The sequence below is a fragment of the Paenibacillus harenae DSM 16969 genome, from assembly GCF_000422465.1.
In the GTDB taxonomy this organism is placed as follows: domain Bacteria; phylum Bacillota; class Bacilli; order Paenibacillales; family Paenibacillaceae; genus Pristimantibacillus; species Pristimantibacillus harenae.
Window position 1 is genome coordinate 1 of record NZ_KE383842.1, and the last position, 17996, is coordinate 17996.

At 52.1% G+C, this 17996-nt stretch carries 16 protein-coding genes and 1 tRNA gene; 12 read left to right on the top strand and 5 right to left on the bottom strand.

Annotated features, from left to right (window positions below):
- Together H581_RS0110150 and pdaA are read left to right on the top strand one after the other, a co-directional pair.
- A tRNA-Pro gene (locus H581_RS0110150) sits at nt 1-77 on the top strand.
- A 174-nt stretch (nt 78-251) separates the two neighbouring features.
- Nucleotides 252-1034, top strand: coding sequence for a delta-lactam-biosynthetic de-N-acetylase (gene pdaA / locus H581_RS33625; protein ID WP_084134537.1), 783 nt, complete (start codon nt 252-254; stop codon nt 1032-1034).
- Nucleotides 1035-1157: 123 nt separating this feature from the next.
- On the opposite strand, the gene yhbH is transcribed toward pdaA, so the two are convergent.
- Complete coding sequence (gene yhbH, locus H581_RS0110160) at nt 1158-2312, bottom strand: sporulation protein YhbH (protein WP_028609890.1); 1155 nt, start codon at nt 2310-2312, stop codon at nt 1158-1160.
- A gap of 216 nt (nt 2313-2528) precedes the next feature.
- On the opposite strand from yhbH, the gene H581_RS0110165 reads away from it, so the two are divergent.
- Nucleotides 2529-3698: an exonuclease SbcCD subunit D gene (locus H581_RS0110165; protein WP_028609891.1), complete on the top strand. Its 1170-nt coding sequence runs from the start codon at nt 2529-2531 to the stop codon at nt 3696-3698.
- Nucleotides 3695-6787, top strand: a complete 3093-nt coding sequence (locus H581_RS0110170) for an AAA family ATPase (RefSeq protein WP_028609892.1) — start codon at nt 3695-3697, stop codon at nt 6785-6787. The genes H581_RS0110165 and H581_RS0110170 overlap by 4 nt, the downstream gene beginning before the upstream one ends.
- Before the next feature lie 81 nt (nt 6788-6868).
- On the opposite strand, the gene H581_RS33630 is transcribed toward H581_RS0110170, so the two are convergent.
- Nucleotides 6869-7264, bottom strand: a complete 396-nt coding sequence (locus H581_RS33630) for a hypothetical protein (protein ID WP_036718433.1) — start codon at nt 7262-7264, stop codon at nt 6869-6871.
- A 204-nt stretch (nt 7265-7468) separates the two neighbouring features.
- Between H581_RS33630 and H581_RS0110180 the strand changes: the two genes are divergently transcribed.
- Nucleotides 7469-7843 (top strand): DUF423 domain-containing protein, encoded by a 375-nt coding sequence (locus H581_RS0110180; RefSeq protein WP_028609893.1) that lies wholly within the window; start codon nt 7469-7471, stop codon nt 7841-7843.
- A 191-nt stretch (nt 7844-8034) separates the two neighbouring features.
- Entirely contained in the window at nt 8035-9918 is a 1884-nt protein-coding gene (locus H581_RS0110185; RefSeq protein WP_051250993.1) for a putative bifunctional diguanylate cyclase/phosphodiesterase, read from the top strand.
- 71 nt (nt 9919-9989) lie between these two features.
- Here H581_RS0110185 and H581_RS0110190 read toward each other — a convergent pair whose 3' ends face one another.
- A complete protein-coding gene (locus H581_RS0110190; RefSeq protein ID WP_051250641.1) occupies nt 9990-10490 on the bottom strand; it encodes a hypothetical protein in 501 nt (166 codons plus the stop codon).
- A gap of 162 nt (nt 10491-10652) precedes the next feature.
- Here H581_RS0110190 and H581_RS0110195 point away from each other — a divergent pair, with 162 nt between their 5' ends.
- Nucleotides 10653-10958, top strand: coding sequence for a YunC family protein (locus H581_RS0110195; protein ID WP_028609896.1), 306 nt, complete (start codon nt 10653-10655; stop codon nt 10956-10958).
- 95 nt (nt 10959-11053) lie between these two features.
- Here the strand turns inward: H581_RS0110195 and mtnA are convergent, their stop codons facing one another.
- Both mtnA and mtnK read right to left on the bottom strand, forming a co-directional pair.
- The gene (gene mtnA / locus H581_RS0110200; RefSeq protein WP_028609897.1) at nt 11054-12106 is read right to left on the bottom strand and encodes an S-methyl-5-thioribose-1-phosphate isomerase; all 1053 of its coding nucleotides are present in this window, start codon (nt 12104-12106) and stop codon (nt 11054-11056) included.
- A 30-nt stretch (nt 12107-12136) separates the two neighbouring features.
- The gene (mtnK, locus tag H581_RS0110205; protein WP_028609898.1) at nt 12137-13345 is read right to left on the bottom strand and encodes an S-methyl-5-thioribose kinase; all 1209 of its coding nucleotides are present in this window, start codon (nt 13343-13345) and stop codon (nt 12137-12139) included.
- A gap of 143 nt (nt 13346-13488) precedes the next feature.
- Here mtnK and H581_RS0110210 point away from each other — a divergent pair, with 143 nt between their 5' ends.
- From H581_RS0110210 to sufU, 5 genes are all read left to right on the top strand, one after another.
- The gene (locus H581_RS0110210) at nt 13489-14073 is read left to right on the top strand and encodes a DUF1802 family protein (protein ID WP_028609899.1); all 585 of its coding nucleotides are present in this window, start codon (nt 13489-13491) and stop codon (nt 14071-14073) included.
- A 175-nt stretch (nt 14074-14248) separates the two neighbouring features.
- Nucleotides 14249-15028: a Fe-S cluster assembly ATPase SufC gene (gene sufC, locus H581_RS0110215; RefSeq protein WP_028609900.1), complete on the top strand. Its 780-nt coding sequence runs from the start codon at nt 14249-14251 to the stop codon at nt 15026-15028.
- A 21-nt stretch (nt 15029-15049) separates the two neighbouring features.
- Nucleotides 15050-16357 (top strand): Fe-S cluster assembly protein SufD, encoded by a 1308-nt coding sequence (gene sufD / locus H581_RS0110220; protein WP_028609901.1) that lies wholly within the window; start codon nt 15050-15052, stop codon nt 16355-16357.
- Nucleotides 16354-17580 carry a cysteine desulfurase gene (locus H581_RS0110225; RefSeq protein ID WP_028609902.1) on the top strand — a complete coding sequence of 409 codons (1227 nt, stop codon included), beginning with the start codon at nt 16354-16356 and terminating at the stop codon, nt 17578-17580. Before sufD ends, H581_RS0110225 begins: the two co-directional genes overlap by 4 nt.
- Complete coding sequence (gene sufU, locus H581_RS0110230) at nt 17567-17992, top strand: Fe-S cluster assembly sulfur transfer protein SufU (protein WP_028609903.1); 426 nt, start codon at nt 17567-17569, stop codon at nt 17990-17992. The genes H581_RS0110225 and sufU overlap by 14 nt, the downstream gene beginning before the upstream one ends.
- The last annotated feature ends 4 nt before the right edge of the window (nt 17993-17996 follow it).

The following is a 17996-nucleotide window of genomic DNA, read 5'->3' on the forward strand; positions in this document are numbered from 1 at the left end:
CGGGACGTAGCTCAGCTTGGTAGAGCACCTGGTTTGGGACCAGGGGGTCGCATGTTCAAATCGTGTCGTCCCGACCATACAAAATGAAATGAAAGCCGTTTGCTTGCTTGTCCGCCGGACATGGAAGTAAACGGCTTTTTTGCAATGAGTATTGAAGTCCATCCATGGGAAATCTAGTCGGGAAGAATATAAGGAGTATGGAGTAAGGAGTGAGTAATTTGGTGAGGAAACGGTGCATTTGGATACTTGCTATGCTTGCTGTAATTGCATGCGGCCATGTAAGTCCTGCAGCCGCATTTGCCCAGCAGCCCGGAGTTTTTCACTTCGGCTTCAAAAAGAGCGTAAACGGCCAGCTTCCCTCGATCGATGAGGAAGGCTTCAAAGGGATCGTGACCCAGCATGGAGCGCTGTTTCTTGGCGATACAAGCAAGAAAGAGCTTTATCTGACGTTCGATAACGGTTATGAGAACGGTTATACGCCCGGAATATTAGATGTTCTGAAAGAGAAAAAAGTACCTGCCGCTTTTTTTGTAACCGGTCATTATGTAAAGGATCAAGCGGAGCTCATTAAACGAATGGCTGGGGAAGGCCATATTGTCGGCAATCATTCGTGGAGCCATCCCGATATGTCTTTGCTGTCCGAAGAACAAATCAGGTCAGAGCTGGATAAAGTGAAGGAGCAGGTACTCAGTCTGACCGGCCAGAAGGAAATGAAGTATTTGCGGCCTCCTAGAGGGATATTTAATGAGCGGGTACTGGCGGCCAGCAAGCGCTTTGGTTATACGAACGTATTCTGGTCCCTTGCCTACAAAGACTGGGATGTTAATGCCCAGAAGGGCTCGCAATATGCGTACGAGCAGGTGATGAAGCAGCTGCATCCGGGCGCCATTATGCTGCTGCATTCCGTATCGAAGGATAATGCAGATGCTTTGGGCAGCATCATCGATGAAGCCCGCCGTCAAGGTTATGAATTCAAAAGCTTGGACGAGCTTACCGGAAGTAATAGCAGCAGCGGGACCGAGCTTCTGCAGTAAATGAAAAATCAGCCTAGCCGGCAGTACATCTGGTTAAAGCTGGTTTAATGTGTGTTTGCAAAGTGCTGCTTACTCGAATCCCGCCCGGCTCTCCAGTTAGGAAGCCGTGCGGGATTATTTACGTTACGAACCGGATGCTTTTTTGGAGAAGAACGTTTTAAGCGCTTTATAGACTTCGCCCTTCTCCTTAATAACCGAATAAATAAATTTCTTATGGTTAATATGCTTGAAGGCCGACATTAGCGTGCTGCTGCGGTTGTATTGGTTGACCTCGCCGTAACCGAACATGTTGCTTCGCTCCATGAGCTGTCCGATCAGCTTCACGCAGCGCTCGTTATCCGAGGTGAGATTGTCGCCGTCCGAGAAGTGGAACGGGTAAATGTTCCAGTTGGCGGTCGGGTAGCGCGAGTCAATGACCTCCAAGGCTTTCTGGTAAGCCGAGGAGCAAATCGTGCCGCCGCTTTCCCCGCGATTGAAAAACTCCTCTTCCGTCACTTCCTTAGCCTCGGTGTGGTGAGCGATGAATACAATCTCGACATGCTCGTATTTGCGGCGCAGGAATCGGGTCATCCAGAAGAAGAAGCTGCGCGCGCAATATTTTTCGAACGAGCCCATGCTTCCGGAGGTGTCCATGAGCGCAAGAATGACGGCGTTGGACTGGGGCTTAATGACTTCGTTCCATGTCTTATAACGGAGATCGTCCGGAGATATGCCGCCGATCCCGGCTTTGCCGGCATTCGCGTTCCGCTTTAAATTTTCAATAAGGGTTCGTTTCTTGTCGATATTGGACATGATGCCTTTTTTGCGTATTTCATGAAATACGATTTCCGTCGTCTGCATCTGATCCTTCTGCTTCTGCTCCAAATTCGGCAGTTCCAGCTCCTCGAACAGCATATCCTCCAACTGGTCGATATCGATCTCGGTATCTACGACATCTTCCCCTGGCTGATCGCCTGCATCCTGCCCTTTGCCCGGCCCCTTTGCGGCTTGCGGATCCACGCCTAGAACGTCGCCCACCTGCGAATCTCCGTCGCCTTGTCCTACGTGCTGCTTCTTGTTGTAATTATAGATAAAATGTGACTCGTCAAGGCTTTTGATCGGCACTTTGATCGTACGACGCCCATCGGACAAGACGATGCTTTCGTCGGAAACCAGATCGGGAAGGTTTTGCTTAATTGCTTCCTGTACCTTTTCCTGGTGTCTGGCTTGATCCTCATAGCCCTTACGGTGAAGCGACCAATCCTCCCTTGATACAATAAACAACTTTTCTGAATCCATTTCCCTCACCTCATTCCTTAACGTTAGTCATGATTACTTGGTTGTTATTCAATATATTCAAGTGCCGAGCGGTTATGTGAAAGAAAATTCGTCCATTCTAGCAATCTACCGGGAAACGGAATGCGCGCACTATGCGGTTCAGCGGAACGAATGGTAGAATAGAGACAAGAATATTCCGGCAGGATTTTGCTCCTCCGGGAAAGGATGTTTGAATGAATGAAGCTGTTACATACTGCGGACTGGCATTTAGGTAAACTTGTTCAAGGCGTCTATATGACCGAGGATCAGCGGTACGTGCTGCGGCAGCTGGTGCAAGCGGTCGAAGACGAACGGCCGGATGCCGTCATTATAGCCGGCGATCTCTATGACAGAGCAGTACCGCCGACGGAAGCGGTCGAGCTGCTGGACGAGATTCTCGGCCAAATTGTCATCGGATTGAACACGCCGGTACTAGCCATCTCCGGCAACCATGACAGCCCTGACCGGATCAATTTCGGCACCAAATTCATGGAGAGCCGCGGCTTGTATTTGGCGGGGCAGCTGAAGAAGGAAAATAAACCGGTCGTGCTGCGCGATATGCACGGCGAAGTGCACTTTCATCTTATTCCATACGCCGACCCGGCTGCGGTGCGCCATTTGTATGCCGATGAATCTATCAAGACGCATGACGACGCGATGCGAGCCATCATAGAGAAGCTTTCCCTTACCATGAATCCGGAAGCCAGACATGTGTTCGTCGGACATGCCTTCGTCACGGCGACGGGCGAGCCCGGGAATAATACGAGCGACTCCGAAAGGCCGCTTGCCGTAGGCGGCGCCGAGCATGTCAGCGCGGCGCATTTCGGGCGTTTCCATTATACGGCTCTCGGTCACCTGCATCAGGCTCATTTTGTTCGCGATCATACGATTCGATATTCGGGCTCGCCGCTTAAATATTCCATATCCGAGGAACGGCATGCGAAAGGCTACCTCGTTATCGAGCTGGACGGGTCAGGCGAGGCTGCGGTCGAGAAGCGCGAGTTGAAGCCGCTGCGCGATATGCGCCGGGTCGAGGCATCGCTCAAAGAGCTCGAGAAGCATCCGGTGAATGACGATTATGTCTTTGTTACGCTGCTTAACGACAACCCCGTGCTGTTTCCGATGGAGAAAGTGCGGGCGATTTACCCGAATGCGCTTCACGTGGAGCGTAGGACCGTTACGGCAGGCGGGACGGAAGCATCGGTTGACGGAGCCGCTGCCGGACCCGGCAGGCAGGAAGCGAATCCGATCGAGCTGTTTGCCGCCTTCTACCAGGAGGTCAAGGGACAGCCTCTTACGGCGGCCAAGAAGCGGCTGTTCGAGGAAACGTATATGGGACTGCTTCGCGAGGAAGGAGGAGTCGTATGAGGCCGCTTAAATTAACGATGACGGCATTCGGGCCTTACCGCGATACGGAGACGATCGATTTTAGCCTGCTGGAGGATCGCCGGCTGTTCGTTATTTCGGGGAATACGGGAGCCGGGAAAACGTCCGTTTTCGATGCGATCTGCTTCGCTATCTTTGGTACGGCAAGCGGCGAAGACCGTTCGGATCCGCGCATGCTCCGCAGTCATTTTGCCGAAGAAGATACGCATACCGCAGTCGCGTTCGAATTTGCGGTGGGCCGTAGAAGCTTTGCGGTTCTGCGTCAAATGGCTCATCGCAAGGGAGGAAACAAAAGCGAAACGGGCGGGAAGGCCGAGCTGTACGAGACGACCAGCGGGGAGCCGGTCCCGGCCGTGGACCGGTTTATCATCTCGGACGTCAATGCGAAGCTGGAAGCGATCATCGGGCTTACGAAGGATCAGTTCAGCCAGATCGTAATGCTGCCGCAGGGTGAATTCCGCAAGCTGTTAACTTCGGATACGGATAACAAGGAAGAGATTTTACGAAAAATTTTTCGCACGGAGTTGTACGAGCGGCTCGAAAGCCGCTTTCAGCACATAAACCGCGAGCTGCAGGATCAGCTGAGGGAGGCGAGGGCGACAGCCGCCGCCTATATGAAGCAAGCGGAAGAAGCGCTGCCGGAGCGGGAGGGAAGCGGACTGGCCCGCACCTTCAAGCAGGAGGTGCACAGTCCAGCGCAGGTCATTGAGGCGCTGGAGGAAGAGGTTGCTTATTACCGCGAGCTGGCAGAGCAGTCGGATAAGGGCAAAGAGAAGTTGGCTGCTCGAATCGCCAGCCAGGAATCCCGTCTGCGCGAAGCGGCCGCATTGAACAGCAAGCATGAGGAGTACGATCGGAAGCGGGTTCAGCAGGAGAAGCTGGATGCGCAGAAGGATGATTTCGCGGCAAAGGAGCAGCGGTTAGCGCTGGCGGAGAAGGCGGCCAGGCTGGAGCCTTATCAGGAGCAAGCTGACCGGGCGAATGCCGAAACCGCCGCGAAACGAAGCCGGCTGACCCTTCGGCAAGGAGAGCTGGCAGCAGCCGAACGCAGCTCGGAGCAGGCCGCGGAGAGGTACCGGGCGGAGGAGCTGCGGGAGGAAGAACGGCGCGGCGCCGAACGCGAGCTGCATCGATTGGCAGAGCTTGAGCCGGTCGTTCGAACGCTTGCAAGACAGCAGCAGGAGATCGACAGGCTGTTGAAAGAGGAGCAGGGCTGTGCCGTCAAGCTGACGGCTACGGAGTCAGTTCTTGCCCGGCTGCGCGACTCTAGGCAAGCGTTGGGCACACAGTTGAAAGAAACGGAGGCGGATACGGCTTCGCTTGCAGATAAGCTTGATCGGCTGAGACAGGTGGAACAGCAGGGCAAGCAATTGAAGCGCCTGGTAGACATTGAGAAAGAGCTCGCGCGAATGGCGCGGCTCGACATCGAGTTCAGGCATTCGTTCGAGAAGGCGAAGAACGAGCATGACAGGTTGGAATCGAAGTGGATCGAAGGACAAGCCTCGCTGCTGGCTGCCCATTTGCATGACGGCAAGCCCTGTCCGGTATGCGGGAGCGAGAGTCACCCTTCGAAGGCCGATATGGCAGCCGAGGTGCCTTCACGGGAGAGGCTGCAGCAGGCGAAGGAGCAGCTAAGCGCGGCGGAGCGGGAGCTGCTGGGAGCCAGGGCGCAAGCGGCGGCTGCGCAAGCGACGCGTGAGGACGGTGCGAGAGAGCTCGAGGAGTACGGCTTGCAAGTTATGAATCTGGAGGAGCAGAGGGCGCAGCTGCTGCGGCAATGGCGTGCACTTAAGGACGAGACGGACAGGCTGCAGGCGAAGGCGCGGCAGCTTCCGGAGCTGAGAAGAGAGGTCGAGCGGCTGGAGGAGACGCTCGAGAAGCACTTGGCAGCGAAGGAGCAGCTGCAGCAGACGCAGCAATTGAGGATTATCGAACGCACCTCCCAGCAGTCGGTGCTGCAGAAGGAGCTTGACCGCATTCCGGAGCAGCTGCGGACGAACGACCGGATGACGGCCAGGCTGGGGGAGCAGAAGGCTCTTGCCGACAGCCTGATGACGGCCTGGAAGCTTGCGCAGGAACAGCTGCAGGCAGCGATGACGAAGCTGGCCGAGCAGAAGGCCTATGCGGAGCAAGCGGTCCTGCAGCTGAAGGAAGCGGAGAGCAGTCAAACCTCAGCGCTGCGGCGGCTGCAGGAGGAACTGCAGAAAGCGGGCTTCGCGAACGATCGGCAATACCGCGACGCCGCTATGGCGGCAGCCGAAAGAGAAACGCTTCGGGAGGAGCTTGAGGTTTATCGTTCCTCGGCAGCACTGCTTGCTAAGCAGCTCTCCGAACTTCAAGTCGAGCTTGCGGGTAAGGAGAGAGTCGATCTTAACGGTCTCGTGCTGCAGCTTGAGACGATGAAGCAGCAGCTGGAGCAGGCGATCAAGTCCGCCCACGCGGCCCTTCGAATCGGACAAGAAGCGCAGCGTTTGGCCGGATCCATAACAAAGTCTCAAGAACGCGTGAAGACGCTGGAAGCTTCCCTTGAAGAGGTCATGGATATCTATCAGATGCTGAAGGGCGAGAATGCGCTGAAAATTTCATTCGAGCGATATATCCTTATCGAGTTTTTGGAGCATATTTTATACGCGGCCAATGCCCGGTTGAAGGAGCTGTCGAACGGACAATTTACGCTTCAGCGCAGCGACCGTCTCGAAAATCGCGGCAAGCAAAGCGGATTGGGGCTCGATGTATACGACGCCTATACCGGACAAAACCGTGATGTGAAGACGCTGTCCGGGGGAGAGAAGTTTAACGCTTCATTATGCCTCGCCTTAGGCATGACGGATGTTATCCAATCGTTCCACGGCGGCGTGTCGATCGAAATGATGTTCATCGACGAAGGCTTTGGCTCGCTGGACGAGGAATCGCTGCAGAAGGCAATTATGGCGCTCGTAGATTTGCAGAAGGCCGGAAGAATGATCGGCGTCATCTCTCATGTTCAGGAGTTGAAGGACGTATTCCCGGCGTGCCTCGAGGTGAGCAAGACGAAAGAGGGCTTCAGCCGCACGAATTTCTTGATAAAATAACGCTGCAGCGGCATAAAAAAAGTCTGCTTCCATTCCCGATAGAACGGGGCTGAAGCAGACAGTCTGCCTTTTATGCAAAAGTTATGCCATGCCCGAAGCGCTGATCGCAAGTCCGATAACGATGAGAAGAATAGCGCCGACGACAAGTAAGCCGTTTAATACAACGCCGATAATGCCAAATACTTTCCGGCGGTTTTTGGAGAATAAGCCGATAATGCCCAGTATGAGTCCGATGAAGGATATGCCGATCGCTGCGATAATAGATAAGCCGGCGATCATGATCGGTACAAGCACATCTCCTCCAAGCTCTTCGAACGTTTGCTGAAAGGCAGCCGGATCGGAGGGGTCAGCCAAGGCAAGGTCGCTGTTCACGATCTGATCCGCGAACATTGTGCCGAATACGATCGACACGATAATAAGTACGACGGACAGCAGGGCAAGCACGAAAGATGCAATGCCCAGGCCCGACTGTTTCATTGGTCCATCCTGTGGAGGCAGGGAGTCTGAGAAGATCGGTCTCGCTGCGTAAGGGTCGTCAGGGGGAGGATTAAAGCTGTCGTTATCTGCTTCTGAAGATGATTGCGCTTTTTGAAAATCAATGGGTTTATTCTGGTCATTGTCCACTATGATCGTCTCCTTTTCGCTAAAATTATACACAATCATGAAAGGAATGAAAACCACATGTTTCCAAAATATTTCGGTATCGGCTCCATCAATGCCGCCCTGGCGATCGCGTTAGGAGCCTTCGGAGCGCACGGTCTGGAGAATCGAATCAGCGATCATTATCTTGAAGTATTTGAAACAGGCGTCCGATACCATATGTACAGCGCATTGGGGCTGATGCTCGTCTCCTTGCTCGGAAATCTGCTTGGCGAGAGCAAGCTTATCCGGAACGGAGCGCGCCTGATTTGTGCCGGGACCGTTATCTTCAGCGGGAGCCTGTATGTTCTTGCGCTGAGCAGCAAAAGCATACTGGGGGCGATCACGCCTCTGGGGGGCGTTGCCATGTTGGCGGGATGGGCATGCATCATTACAGCGGCATTTAAAAAAGCTTAGCGTAAAGTCATTATTCGGTACCGGATTTTTATAGTTTGACCGACATATTTCTTTGCTATGTAAATAAAATTTCAATAAATCTTAGCAAATATTTCTATCCGGAGAAGGTTACATCGTTTATAATAAAGCAAACACCCGCATAACTCGGACTAGGGGAAGGACGTTGGTGCGTGACGAATCGGATGGATGGTGTGCCAGAACAACGAAAGCGGCAGCTGTTGAATCGGCCGTTTAACGGACCGTCGGTTATAAGCTTGCTGCTAGCCGTGCTCGCGTCGGTGTGGATCGCGATTTCATTTCTTCTGATATCGAAACCGATGTTCAGATGGACTGCTGCGGCGATTGCCGCATCGTTAGTCGTAACTGCAATTATTGTCTATAGCAGGCGCCATCAATCGATAAGCTTCCAAAAATACCATACTACAATCGTAGAAACGCTGCTTCAGTCCGAAGTGCTTCCTTTAGCGGTTCTGAACCAGAGCGGGGTTATTATCGAAGTGAACGAAGCGTCTAGCCGCGCACTCGGGTATCAACGCGAAGAACTGCTCGGAGAGCCGGTCTCGCGTCTTGTCGAGCCCGGAAGCCGCCCGTTGCTGCTTGATACGCTTGAGCAAACGATGCTCGGGGAAACAAAACAGGCGAACATCAACATCACACACCGTTCCGGATTTCCGCTGGAACTTCAAGTCGTATGCTCACCGATGGTGCAGGACAACGAGGTGATCGGATCCGTGATGATCAGCCAAGACTTAAGCGACCGTAAGCGCAACGTCGAGCGGATTCGTTATATGGCTTATTATGACGATATGACGGGACTGCCGAATCGGACATTATTTCAGATGAAGCTGACGGAGACGCTTGCAAGAGCCAAAGAGGAAGACCGCGTAGTCGGAATATGTTACCTGGATTTGGACCGTTTCAAGCTCGTTAACGCTTCGTTCGGCAGGGAATTTGGCGATATGCTCCTGATGCAGGTCGCCGAGCGTCTGAACAGAAACTTAACGGAAAATGATTTTGCCGCGCGCATGGAGGGCGACGAATTCGCTTTATTGTTCTACAGCATAGAGTCGGATCTGCATCTGCTCGATCAATCCCGCCTGCTTCTGAAGGTCATAGAGGAGCCTTATGAACTAAGTGGCTTCCCGTTACATATAACAGCCAGCATCGGCTCCGTGACGAACCGGAACGGGGAGGATGACGGCTATACATTGATTAAGAAAGCGGATATGGCGCTCGTGAAGGTGAAGGAAAGCGGGAAGAACGACTGCCTTCTTCATTCGGAAAGCTGGAGCAATTCGTCGCTCGAGCGTCTGACATTACAGCACGAAATGTACAGAGCGATCCAGCGCAATGAATTTGTTTTACATTATCAACCGCAATATGATTTGGAATCCGGCGTTATGGTAGGCGTTGAAGCGCTCGTGCGATGGAACCATCCGCTCAAGGGCGTGATGCCGCCGGGAAGCTTTATTCCGTTAGCGGAAGAGAGTGGCATGATCGTGCAAATCGGCGACTGGGTACTGGAAGAGGCTTGCCGCCAGAATAAAGCATGGCAGAATGCCGGACTGCCGGCCATGCCGGTCTCGGTTAACTTGTCGATCAGACAATTCGTACAAAACGATCTTGCGAGCAAAGTATCGAGCGTGCTTCAGAAGACGGGACTGGATGCGAAATATCTTGATTTGGAAATTACGGAATCCATGACGATGGATGTCGGCCATGTCTCCAGATGCTTGCTCGATCTAACCGATCTGGGCGTCAATATTAGCGTAGACGATTTTGGCACCGGCTATAGCTCGTTTCATTATTTGAAGAACTTTCCAATTGACCGACTGAAGATTGACCGGTCTTTCGTACGCGACATTCAGCAGGATCCAGGAGATGCGGAAATTGTCGCGGCCATTATCGCTATGGCGCATAATTTGAATATTCAGGTCATTGCCGAGGGCGTGGAGAACGAAGAGCAGATGCAGTTTCTGCGTAAGCATAATTGCGATGAAATGCAAGGTTACTACTGGAGCCCGCCCGTTACCAGCGACAATATCGAAGAAATGCTTGCTCCCGGAGCGAATTGAAAAACACCCTTTAAAGCGGCTGGCCGAACCAGCAGCAATAACGGGTGTTTGTTTTGTTTATATGCAATTTCTCAAGAAGAAAAATCTTCGATTTCATTTAAACGGAAAGAATAAACCTGCTTCTCATCCACGTGATATACGGTGATGAGATTTTCTTTCTCATCCATATTGATGACGCGGCAAGGGATATTGAGCTTAATGCCTAGACCTTTGTTAACGATCAGTCGTATGAGCGTGTTGTTCTTCATGATATCCTTTAATTTATCAAAGCCGCTGTAAGCTTCCGAGGCAGGCGGAGCGGCCTGCGTATTCTTATTGTCAGCCGCAAGGTTGGCTTGAATGCCGGTTTCCTGTGTCACAGGGATTTCGTCCAAGGCGGCCGCCCTTGCTTTGCGTTCATCGATTTCCTCGCCTAGCCGAATACCCGAAAGGATGCGATAGTCTGTAAAATGACTCTTATTTAGTGTGCTAAGAAGCTTCTCTAGCGCCGCTGCGTTATTGTTTCCTTCGACAAGAACCTCGATATTAAAAATAAATGATCCTTGCTCTGAAGCTGAGGGTTGTTTATTCATAAAACCTCCGTACGGCACATTATAGTACTAATATACCATCAATTCTATTGTATATGTTATTCATTAAATCAGCATTTGTCCAACACTGCAAATAAAATTTTGCATATAATGTTGTTGCAGCTAAATACCTCTTATTATCCAACTAAAGGGGGTGGATCCTAGATGATGCGAATGGTCCCTTTCACGCTCGAGAACGGGGAAACCGTGCTTGGGATTGAAGCCAAGCTGCCCAAAACAACTTTACTTGCGATCATGACGGACAAAGGATATATCATGTGCGGAGCGCTGGATGTGTCTCTCCTTAATGATAGGCTTAAAGAGCGGGAAATCATAGCCGGCCGCGCGGTTGGCGTTCGCACGTTGGAGGAACTGATGGAAGCACCGCTGGAATCGGTAACTTTTACGGCAGAATCACTCGGCATTACAGTAGGAATGAAGGGCTCGGATGCGCTTCGGCTCATGCTGTAATTGGACTTAAAGAGCCCTAATCCGTATTTGCTGCAACGAACAGCTTTATACTGGGATTAGGGCTGATTGTTTTAGCTAACGTTTATTGTAAACGCTTATTCGAACAGCCTGCGCAGATTTGCTTCGTAAGGCGCTTGTACAATGCCCTTCTCCGTAATGATGGCGGTCACGTATTCATGCGGAGTCACGTCGAAGGCCGGATTGTAAACCTTCACTCCCCGCGGAGCCGTGCGTTTGCCGAACCCTTCCGTTATTTCCTCCGCATTGCGCTCCTCAATCGGAATCTCCGCTCCTGTCGGCGTATTCAGATCGATCGTCGACATCGGACAAGCCACATAAAAAGGAATGCCGTGAGCTTTCGCGAGAACGGCTACGCTGTAGGTGCCGATCTTATTCGCGACATCTCCGTTTGCAGCCACGCGGTCCGTGCCGACGATAACGGCGTCGATCCATCCCTTGGACATGACCATTCCGGCCATATTATCGCATATTAGCGTAACGTCCACGCCGGCTTGCTGCAATTCGAAAGCCGTGAGCCTGGCTCCTTGCAGTACCGGCCTTGTTTCATCCGCGAACACCCGCAGCGTAATGCCGCGCTCAAGAGCTAGATAGAACGGAGCAAGAGCCGTACCGTATTTAGCGGTAGCGAGGCCGCCGGCATTACAATGCGTCAGTACGCCCATATCGTCTTTGAACAACGACAGGGCATGCTCGCCGATCAACCGGTTCGTCTCTTCGTCTTCGCTTTGGATCGCAATCGCCTCTGTGAGAAGCGCGGCTTTGCAGTCCTCAAGGGATAGGCCTTTATCCGCATAGGAAGCGGCCGATGCTTTCATGCGGTCAAGCGCCCAGAACAAATTAACGGCTGTCGGCCTCGACGTGGCAAGGTATTCGGCCTGTTTGTTCACCTGTGCGAGCCAACCGTCAACGGTCACCTCATCTCGGCTGCCCAGCACTACGCCATATGCCGCCGAAATTCCGATAGCCGGAGCTCCCCGGACCTTCAAATGCCGTATCGCTTCCCAGACGTCTTCCGATGTATTCAAAGGCAAATATACAATTTCCTCCGGCAATAGCCGCTGATCTAATAAATCGAGCTTGTCCTCATTCCATATGACCGACTGCAGCCCGGTAGAAGCTGTTGACATGGCGATCTCTCCTCAATGAATCAAAAATGTTTATTCGGCTGCCGAAAGCGCCGTATCGATGACTTCCTCAATGGATTGCGTTTTTCGGTTGTTGCGAATAAGGGCAGTGCCGATCAATAATGCAAGCCGCTGCGCTTTCTCGCGGACGGCTGCGTCCGGTATACGGTCGATGTCGATGACATGCGCGAGTCCTACGATGCGGCGTACCATTTTGCATCCTGCGAACCCGACCGCATCCTGCAGTAACCGTTTCATGTAATATTCTTTGTAAGTGGGCGTTGAAGACGCGATCCGGTCAACCCCATGCTCTTCCCATAGTGCGCGGAATTTCTTATCGAATAGCTGCCAGACATCCCTGACTGTATCCGTCAAATAGCGGCGGAAGCTGCTGCGCTGCTCTTCGCCTGCCGCCCAATGCTCCTGACCTGCAAAGTTCAACAGCAGGTTTGCGATAACGGCTCCGATATCAAAGCCGATCGGACCATAAAAGGCGAATTCGGGATCAATCACCTTCGTCGATGCGGGCGTGACGAATACGCTGCCTGTGTGAAGATCGCCGTGCAGCAGCGCCTGCCCGTCGGTCAGAAACTTCTCGCGCAGTATGGCGACCTCGAGATGAAGCTCTTCGTCCTTCCAGAGCGCTTCCGCGGCATCTTGAATGGCAGGATCAAAGCTGTTGTTAAGCGAGTTCGTATACGGATCGTCAAAGATAAGATCTTCCGTTATTTTGCACAATTCAGGATTAATAAAAGCCTTGACCTGATTTTTTTTGTCCTGCTGATTCATTCCGAGATCGGAGGTAAAGAATAAAGTTCGTGCCATAAAAGTCGATATATCGTCGGCAAATTGCGGATAACGCGTTCCTGCAACCAAGCCTTGGCGCATGATCACATGGTCGCTTAAATCTTCCATGACCGTCAGCGCCAGCTCCTGATCGTACTTATAGACGATTGGCACGAGACCGGGCGCATACCGGCTTTCCAAAATGAGCTTCTCGCTCTCAATCCGAGCCCTGTCCAGCGTCAGCGGCCACGACTCCCCAACGACCTTCGCATAGGGAAGCGCCTGCTTCATAATGAGGCTCTTGCCGCTTGCGGGATCTGTAATATGGAAGACGAGATTTAAATTGCCGTCGCCGATCTCACGGCATTGCAGCGCTGCTCCCGCAGGAAAAAATTCATCGAGTGAGCCTGCTATTTGAATCGCTTCTTGTTCGGTTAAGGGATGATATGCAGACATGGCCGTCCACCTCCGGTATATTGTTGCGGGCTGAAATGCCCAGTATTCATCTCAACATAGTATAAAGGATATTATTTCGCCATGGAATACCCACATTTGATATAATACGATGAATGGGTATTGAGATAGGGGAGGCTATGTCAATGACAAGACAGAACGGGAGCGGACCCGTTGCGTTGAAGGAGTGGGCGGTAAGCGTTAAAGCGCTCAAGGAAGGCGAGCAGATCATTGTGCTGCGGAAAGGCGGAATTATTGAAGAGACGAGGGATTTCCAGCTGATAAGCCCTTCTTTTTATTTAATGCCCGCGTACGAGCATCAGAAAGCGCATCTGCTGAAGCCGGGTTTTGCGGACGGTCTTGACGCTGTGCCGCCAGGTTGGCCGCAGGAAATGACGAAGATCAAGCTGGAGGCTTATGCCGAAGCGGCGGAGGATATCGAAATCACGGACCAGGAGACGCTCGACCGTCTTCGCGATTTTCATATATGGACGGATGAGTTCGTCGAGGAGAGGCTGCGATGGAAAAAGACGAAGCCGCTCCATCTTTTGCTTTTGCGGGTATACCGTCTGGCGGAGCCGGTGGAAATTCTGATGCGTCCCGCTTATAACGGCTGCAAATCATGGGTAAAACTGGAGGAGGGGCCGCCGACTCCGAAATTGATTCCAGTTTTGGACGAGGAGGCTTTCCGGCAGAAGGTACAGCAAATTAAGGAGGCTTTAAGTCGATGATCATGCGGAATCGTACGTAAAAATCGCATCGCCGCTATATCCCGCATTGATTTATAACAAAAACTATATTAAAATGATTATTGAGAATCATTGAGAATCACTCTGTTATAGACAGGCTTGTTTATTATAGAAGTGACTGCGTGAATGAAACCAACTTTGGAGGGATCAGCATATTATGGCAACGCATTTTGTCATCGACGGCCTGAAAGCGGCTATCGAAGGAAAAGAAATTTTGAAAGGCATCAACCTTGAAATCAAAGGCGGAGAAATCCATGCGATCATGGGCCCTAACGGAACCGGTAAAAGTACGCTTGCTTCCGCATTGATGGGGCATCCTAAATATGAAGTAACGGAAGGCTCGGCTCAGATTAACGGAGAAGACCTGCTGGAGATGGATGTCGATGAGCGCGCCCGCGCCGGTTTGTTCCTTGCTATGCAGTATCCGAGTGAAATTCCCGGCGTAACCAACTCGGATTTCCTCCGCAGCGCGCTTAATGCCCGCCGCGGCGAAGGCAATGAGATTTCATTGATCAAGTTCATCCGCCAAATGGAAAGCAAAATGAAGGAACTTGAAATGAACCCTGAATTTGCGCACCGTTATTTGAATGAAGGATTCTCGGGCGGCGAGAAAAAACGGAATGAGATTTTGCAAATGATGCTGCTTGATCCGAAGATCGTCGTGCTCGACGAAATCGACTCCGGTCTTGATATCGACGCCCTTCGCATCGTCTCCACAGGCGTTAACGCGATGCGTTCCGAAGACCGCGGCTTCCTGATCATCACGCACTACCAGCGGTTGCTTAACTATATTACGCCGGATTTCGTCCATGTTATGATGCAAGGACGTATCGTCAAATCGGGCGGACCTGAGCTGGCTGAGCGTCTGGAGAACGAAGGTTACGATTGGGTTAAAGAAGAACTTGGCATCGTAGATGAAACGGTCGGCCAGGCTTAAGCGGAGAAGGGGGCATAACGGATGAGTACACAACTATCGACGCAGGCCAACCGTCAATCTGCAGAAGCGCTGGCCCGCAGCAAAGGAGAGCCGAACTGGCTTGTCGAGCTGCGCGGTGAAGCTGCTGATCTTACCGGAACGATTGCATGGCCTAAGCCTGAGAAGGTGCGCATTGAACGGTGGAATCTGACGGCTGTCGGCAATTACGAGCAGCCGGCGGCGGCTGGCTCTGTCAGCGAGCTTCCCGAAGTCGTTCGGGAACTCGTATCGGAAGGTACGGAAAACCTGCTCATTCAGCGCAATTCCGGTTCCGTATGGAAACAGATTGCAAGCGAGCTGACGAGCAAAGGCGTTATTTTTACCGATTTGGAGACGGCATGCAAGGAGCATGGCGATCTTGTTCAAAAATATTTGTTCAAGGCCGTCGCTATGGATGAGGATAAGCTTACAGCGCTGAATGCAGCGATTTGGAACGGAGGCGTATTCGTATACGTACCGAAGAACGTTGAAGTAGAACTGCCTTTGCAGGCGATTCTGTACAACGATAATTCGGAAGCAACTTTCGCTCCGCATATTCTGATTGTAGCTGACAGCCACAGCCGCGTAACTTATGTAGATTGTGTCGTATCCGAACAGGGTACAGCGGCGGCTCCGTTCGTTCATCCTTCCATCGTGGAAGTATTCGTTAAGCCGGGCGCGCATGTGCGTTTCGGTTCGATACATTCTATGGGAGAGACAGGCGTCGATATGACGATCCGCCGGGCTGTTATCGAGAATGACGGACAGATGGAATGGATCATCGGCGATCTGAACGACGGCAACACGCTGTCCGATACGAAATCCGTGCTGAAAGGCCAAGGCTCCACGTCGGATGCGAAGGTAATCAGCGTAGGCAAGAATGCACAGCAGAACAGCTTGACGACACAGGCCGTGCATTTCGGCAAGAGCTCGGACAGCAACATGGTGACGCGTGCGGTTATGAAGGATTCCGCTTCGGCGATTATTAACGGGATAACGAAAATCGAGCATGGCGCAACAAAGGCGAACGGCGTGCAAACCGAGAAGGTGCTCATGCTGAGCCCTAAGGCGCGCGGCGACGCCAATCCGATTTTATTGATCGATGAAGACGATGTAACGGCCGGCCATGCGGCAAGCGTAGGGCAAGTAAACCCGGAGCAGGTCTATTACCTGATGTCCCGCGGTATTTCTAAGCAGGACGCTGAACGTTTAATTATTTACGGCTTCTTGGCACCGGTCGTATCGGAAATTCCGGTAGAAGCGGTCCGCGTACAGCTTCAGCGTTTGCTCGAAAGGAAGCTTGAAGGATGAATACTAATGCGATACGGGAGCAGTTCCCGATATTGCATCAAGAGATAAACGGGCATCCGCTCGTTTATCTGGATAGCGCGGCGTCTTCTCAGAAGCCGCGTTCCGTCATTGATGCGGTTAAACGATACTATGAGCTGGATAATGCGAACGTTCATCGCGGCGTGCATACGCTAGGTTCTAGAGCGACAGACGCCTATGAGGGAGCGCGCGAGAAGGTAGCCAAATTATTGAACGCCGGAGCGCCGGAGCAAATTATTTTTACGAGGGGCACGACGACCGCTTTGAATTTGGTTGCTTCGAGTTATGCGCGCTCCGAATGCGGCGAAGGCGATGAAATCGTTATTACGCCGATGGAGCATCACAGTAATCTCATTCCTTGGCAGCAGGCCGCGAAGGCAACAGGGGCCACGCTCAAGTACATTCCGCTGCAGCCGGACGGCTCAATCGCAATCGAAGATGTTGAGAAAACGATAACCCCCCGGACAAAGGTCGTTTCGGTCACGTTCGTTTCGAACGTGCTGGGCGTTATTAATCCGATTAAGGATATCGCGCAAATCGCACATCGGAACGGAGCGGTCATGGTTGTTGACGGGGCGCAGAGCACGCCGCATATGAAGGTTGACTTGCAGGATCTAGATGTCGACTTCTATGCCTTCTCCGGTCACAAGATGTGCGGACCTACCGGAATCGGAGCTTTATTCGGCAAGAAGGCGCTGCTTAACAAGATGGAGCCGATTGAATACGGCGGGGAAATGATTGACTTCGTCGATTTATATGAGTCCACCTGGAAAGAGATTCCTTACCGCTTCGAAGGGGGAACTCCAATTATTGCCGGTGCGGTTGGCTTAGGGGCGGCAATCGATTTCCTTAATGAAATCGGATTTGACGAGATCGATCAGCACGAGCGCCGCTTGGCTGCCTACGCATACGAGAAGCTCTCATCGCTTGACGGGATTTCCATTTACGGACCCAAGCAAAACCGTGTTGGACTCGTCACCTTTAATCTTGAGGATGTGCATCCTCATGATGTAGCGACCGTTCTGGATTCGAAAGGTGTCGCGATTCGGGCAGGCCATCACTGCTGCCAGCCGCTGATGAGATGGTTGAATGTATCGGCTACGGCTAGAGCAAGCTTTTATCTATATAATACCGAAGAGGACATTGACCGCTTAGCCGATGCTTTACTACAAACAAAGGAGTTCTTCGGTCATGCAATTGGATGATTTATACCGCAGGGTAATAATGGATCATTATAAAAATCCTCGTAACCGCGGGACGATGAATGAGGAATCCGTAACGATTAACCTCAATAATCCGACCTGCGGGGATCGGATTTCGCTGCAGCTCCAAGTGGCAGACGGCAAAGTGACCGATGCCAAGTTCAGCGGCGAAGGCTGTTCCATCAGCATGAGCTCGGCATCGATGATGACGGAGGCGGTCAAAGGGAGAAGTTTCGACGAGGCTCTCTCCATGGCTGACCGCTTCTCTTCGCTTATGAAGGGCGAAGCCGTCGAGTTCGAAGAGCTTGAGGATATTGAAGCATTGTCCGGCGTTAATAAGTTTCCTGCCCGCATCAAATGCGCGACATTAGCCTGGAACGCACTGCGCAAAGGAATCGAGCATCAACACGAATAACTCA

Coding starts and splice junctions, on each gene's coding strand:
- pdaA (WP_084134537.1), top strand. CDS start 252: ATGCTTGCTGTAATTGCATGCGGCCATGTAAGTCCTGCAGCCGCATTT.
- yhbH (WP_028609890.1), bottom strand. CDS start 2,312: ATGGATTCAGAAAAGTTGTTTATTGTATCAAGGGAGGATTGGTCGCTT.
- H581_RS0110165 (WP_028609891.1), top strand. CDS start 2,529: ATGAAGCTGTTACATACTGCGGACTGGCATTTAGGTAAACTTGTTCAA.
- H581_RS0110170 (WP_028609892.1), top strand. CDS start 3,695: ATGAGGCCGCTTAAATTAACGATGACGGCATTCGGGCCTTACCGCGAT.
- H581_RS33630 (WP_036718433.1), bottom strand. CDS start 7,264: ATGAAACAGTCGGGCCTGGGCATTGCATCTTTCGTGCTTGCCCTGCTG.
- H581_RS0110180 (WP_028609893.1), top strand. CDS start 7,469: ATGTTTCCAAAATATTTCGGTATCGGCTCCATCAATGCCGCCCTGGCG.
- H581_RS0110190 (WP_051250641.1), bottom strand. CDS start 10,490: ATGAATAAACAACCCTCAGCTTCAGAGCAAGGATCATTTATTTTTAAT.
- H581_RS0110195 (WP_028609896.1), top strand. CDS start 10,653: ATGATGCGAATGGTCCCTTTCACGCTCGAGAACGGGGAAACCGTGCTT.
- mtnA (WP_028609897.1), bottom strand. CDS start 12,106: ATGTCAACAGCTTCTACCGGGCTGCAGTCGGTCATATGGAATGAGGAC.
- mtnK (WP_028609898.1), bottom strand. CDS start 13,345: ATGTCTGCATATCATCCCTTAACCGAACAAGAAGCGATTCAAATAGCA.
- H581_RS0110210 (WP_028609899.1), top strand. CDS start 13,489: ATGACAAGACAGAACGGGAGCGGACCCGTTGCGTTGAAGGAGTGGGCG.
- sufC (WP_028609900.1), top strand. CDS start 14,249: ATGGCAACGCATTTTGTCATCGACGGCCTGAAAGCGGCTATCGAAGGA.
- sufD (WP_028609901.1), top strand. CDS start 15,050: ATGAGTACACAACTATCGACGCAGGCCAACCGTCAATCTGCAGAAGCG.
- H581_RS0110225 (WP_028609902.1), top strand. CDS start 16,354: ATGAATACTAATGCGATACGGGAGCAGTTCCCGATATTGCATCAAGAG.
- sufU (WP_028609903.1), top strand. CDS start 17,567: ATGCAATTGGATGATTTATACCGCAGGGTAATAATGGATCATTATAAA.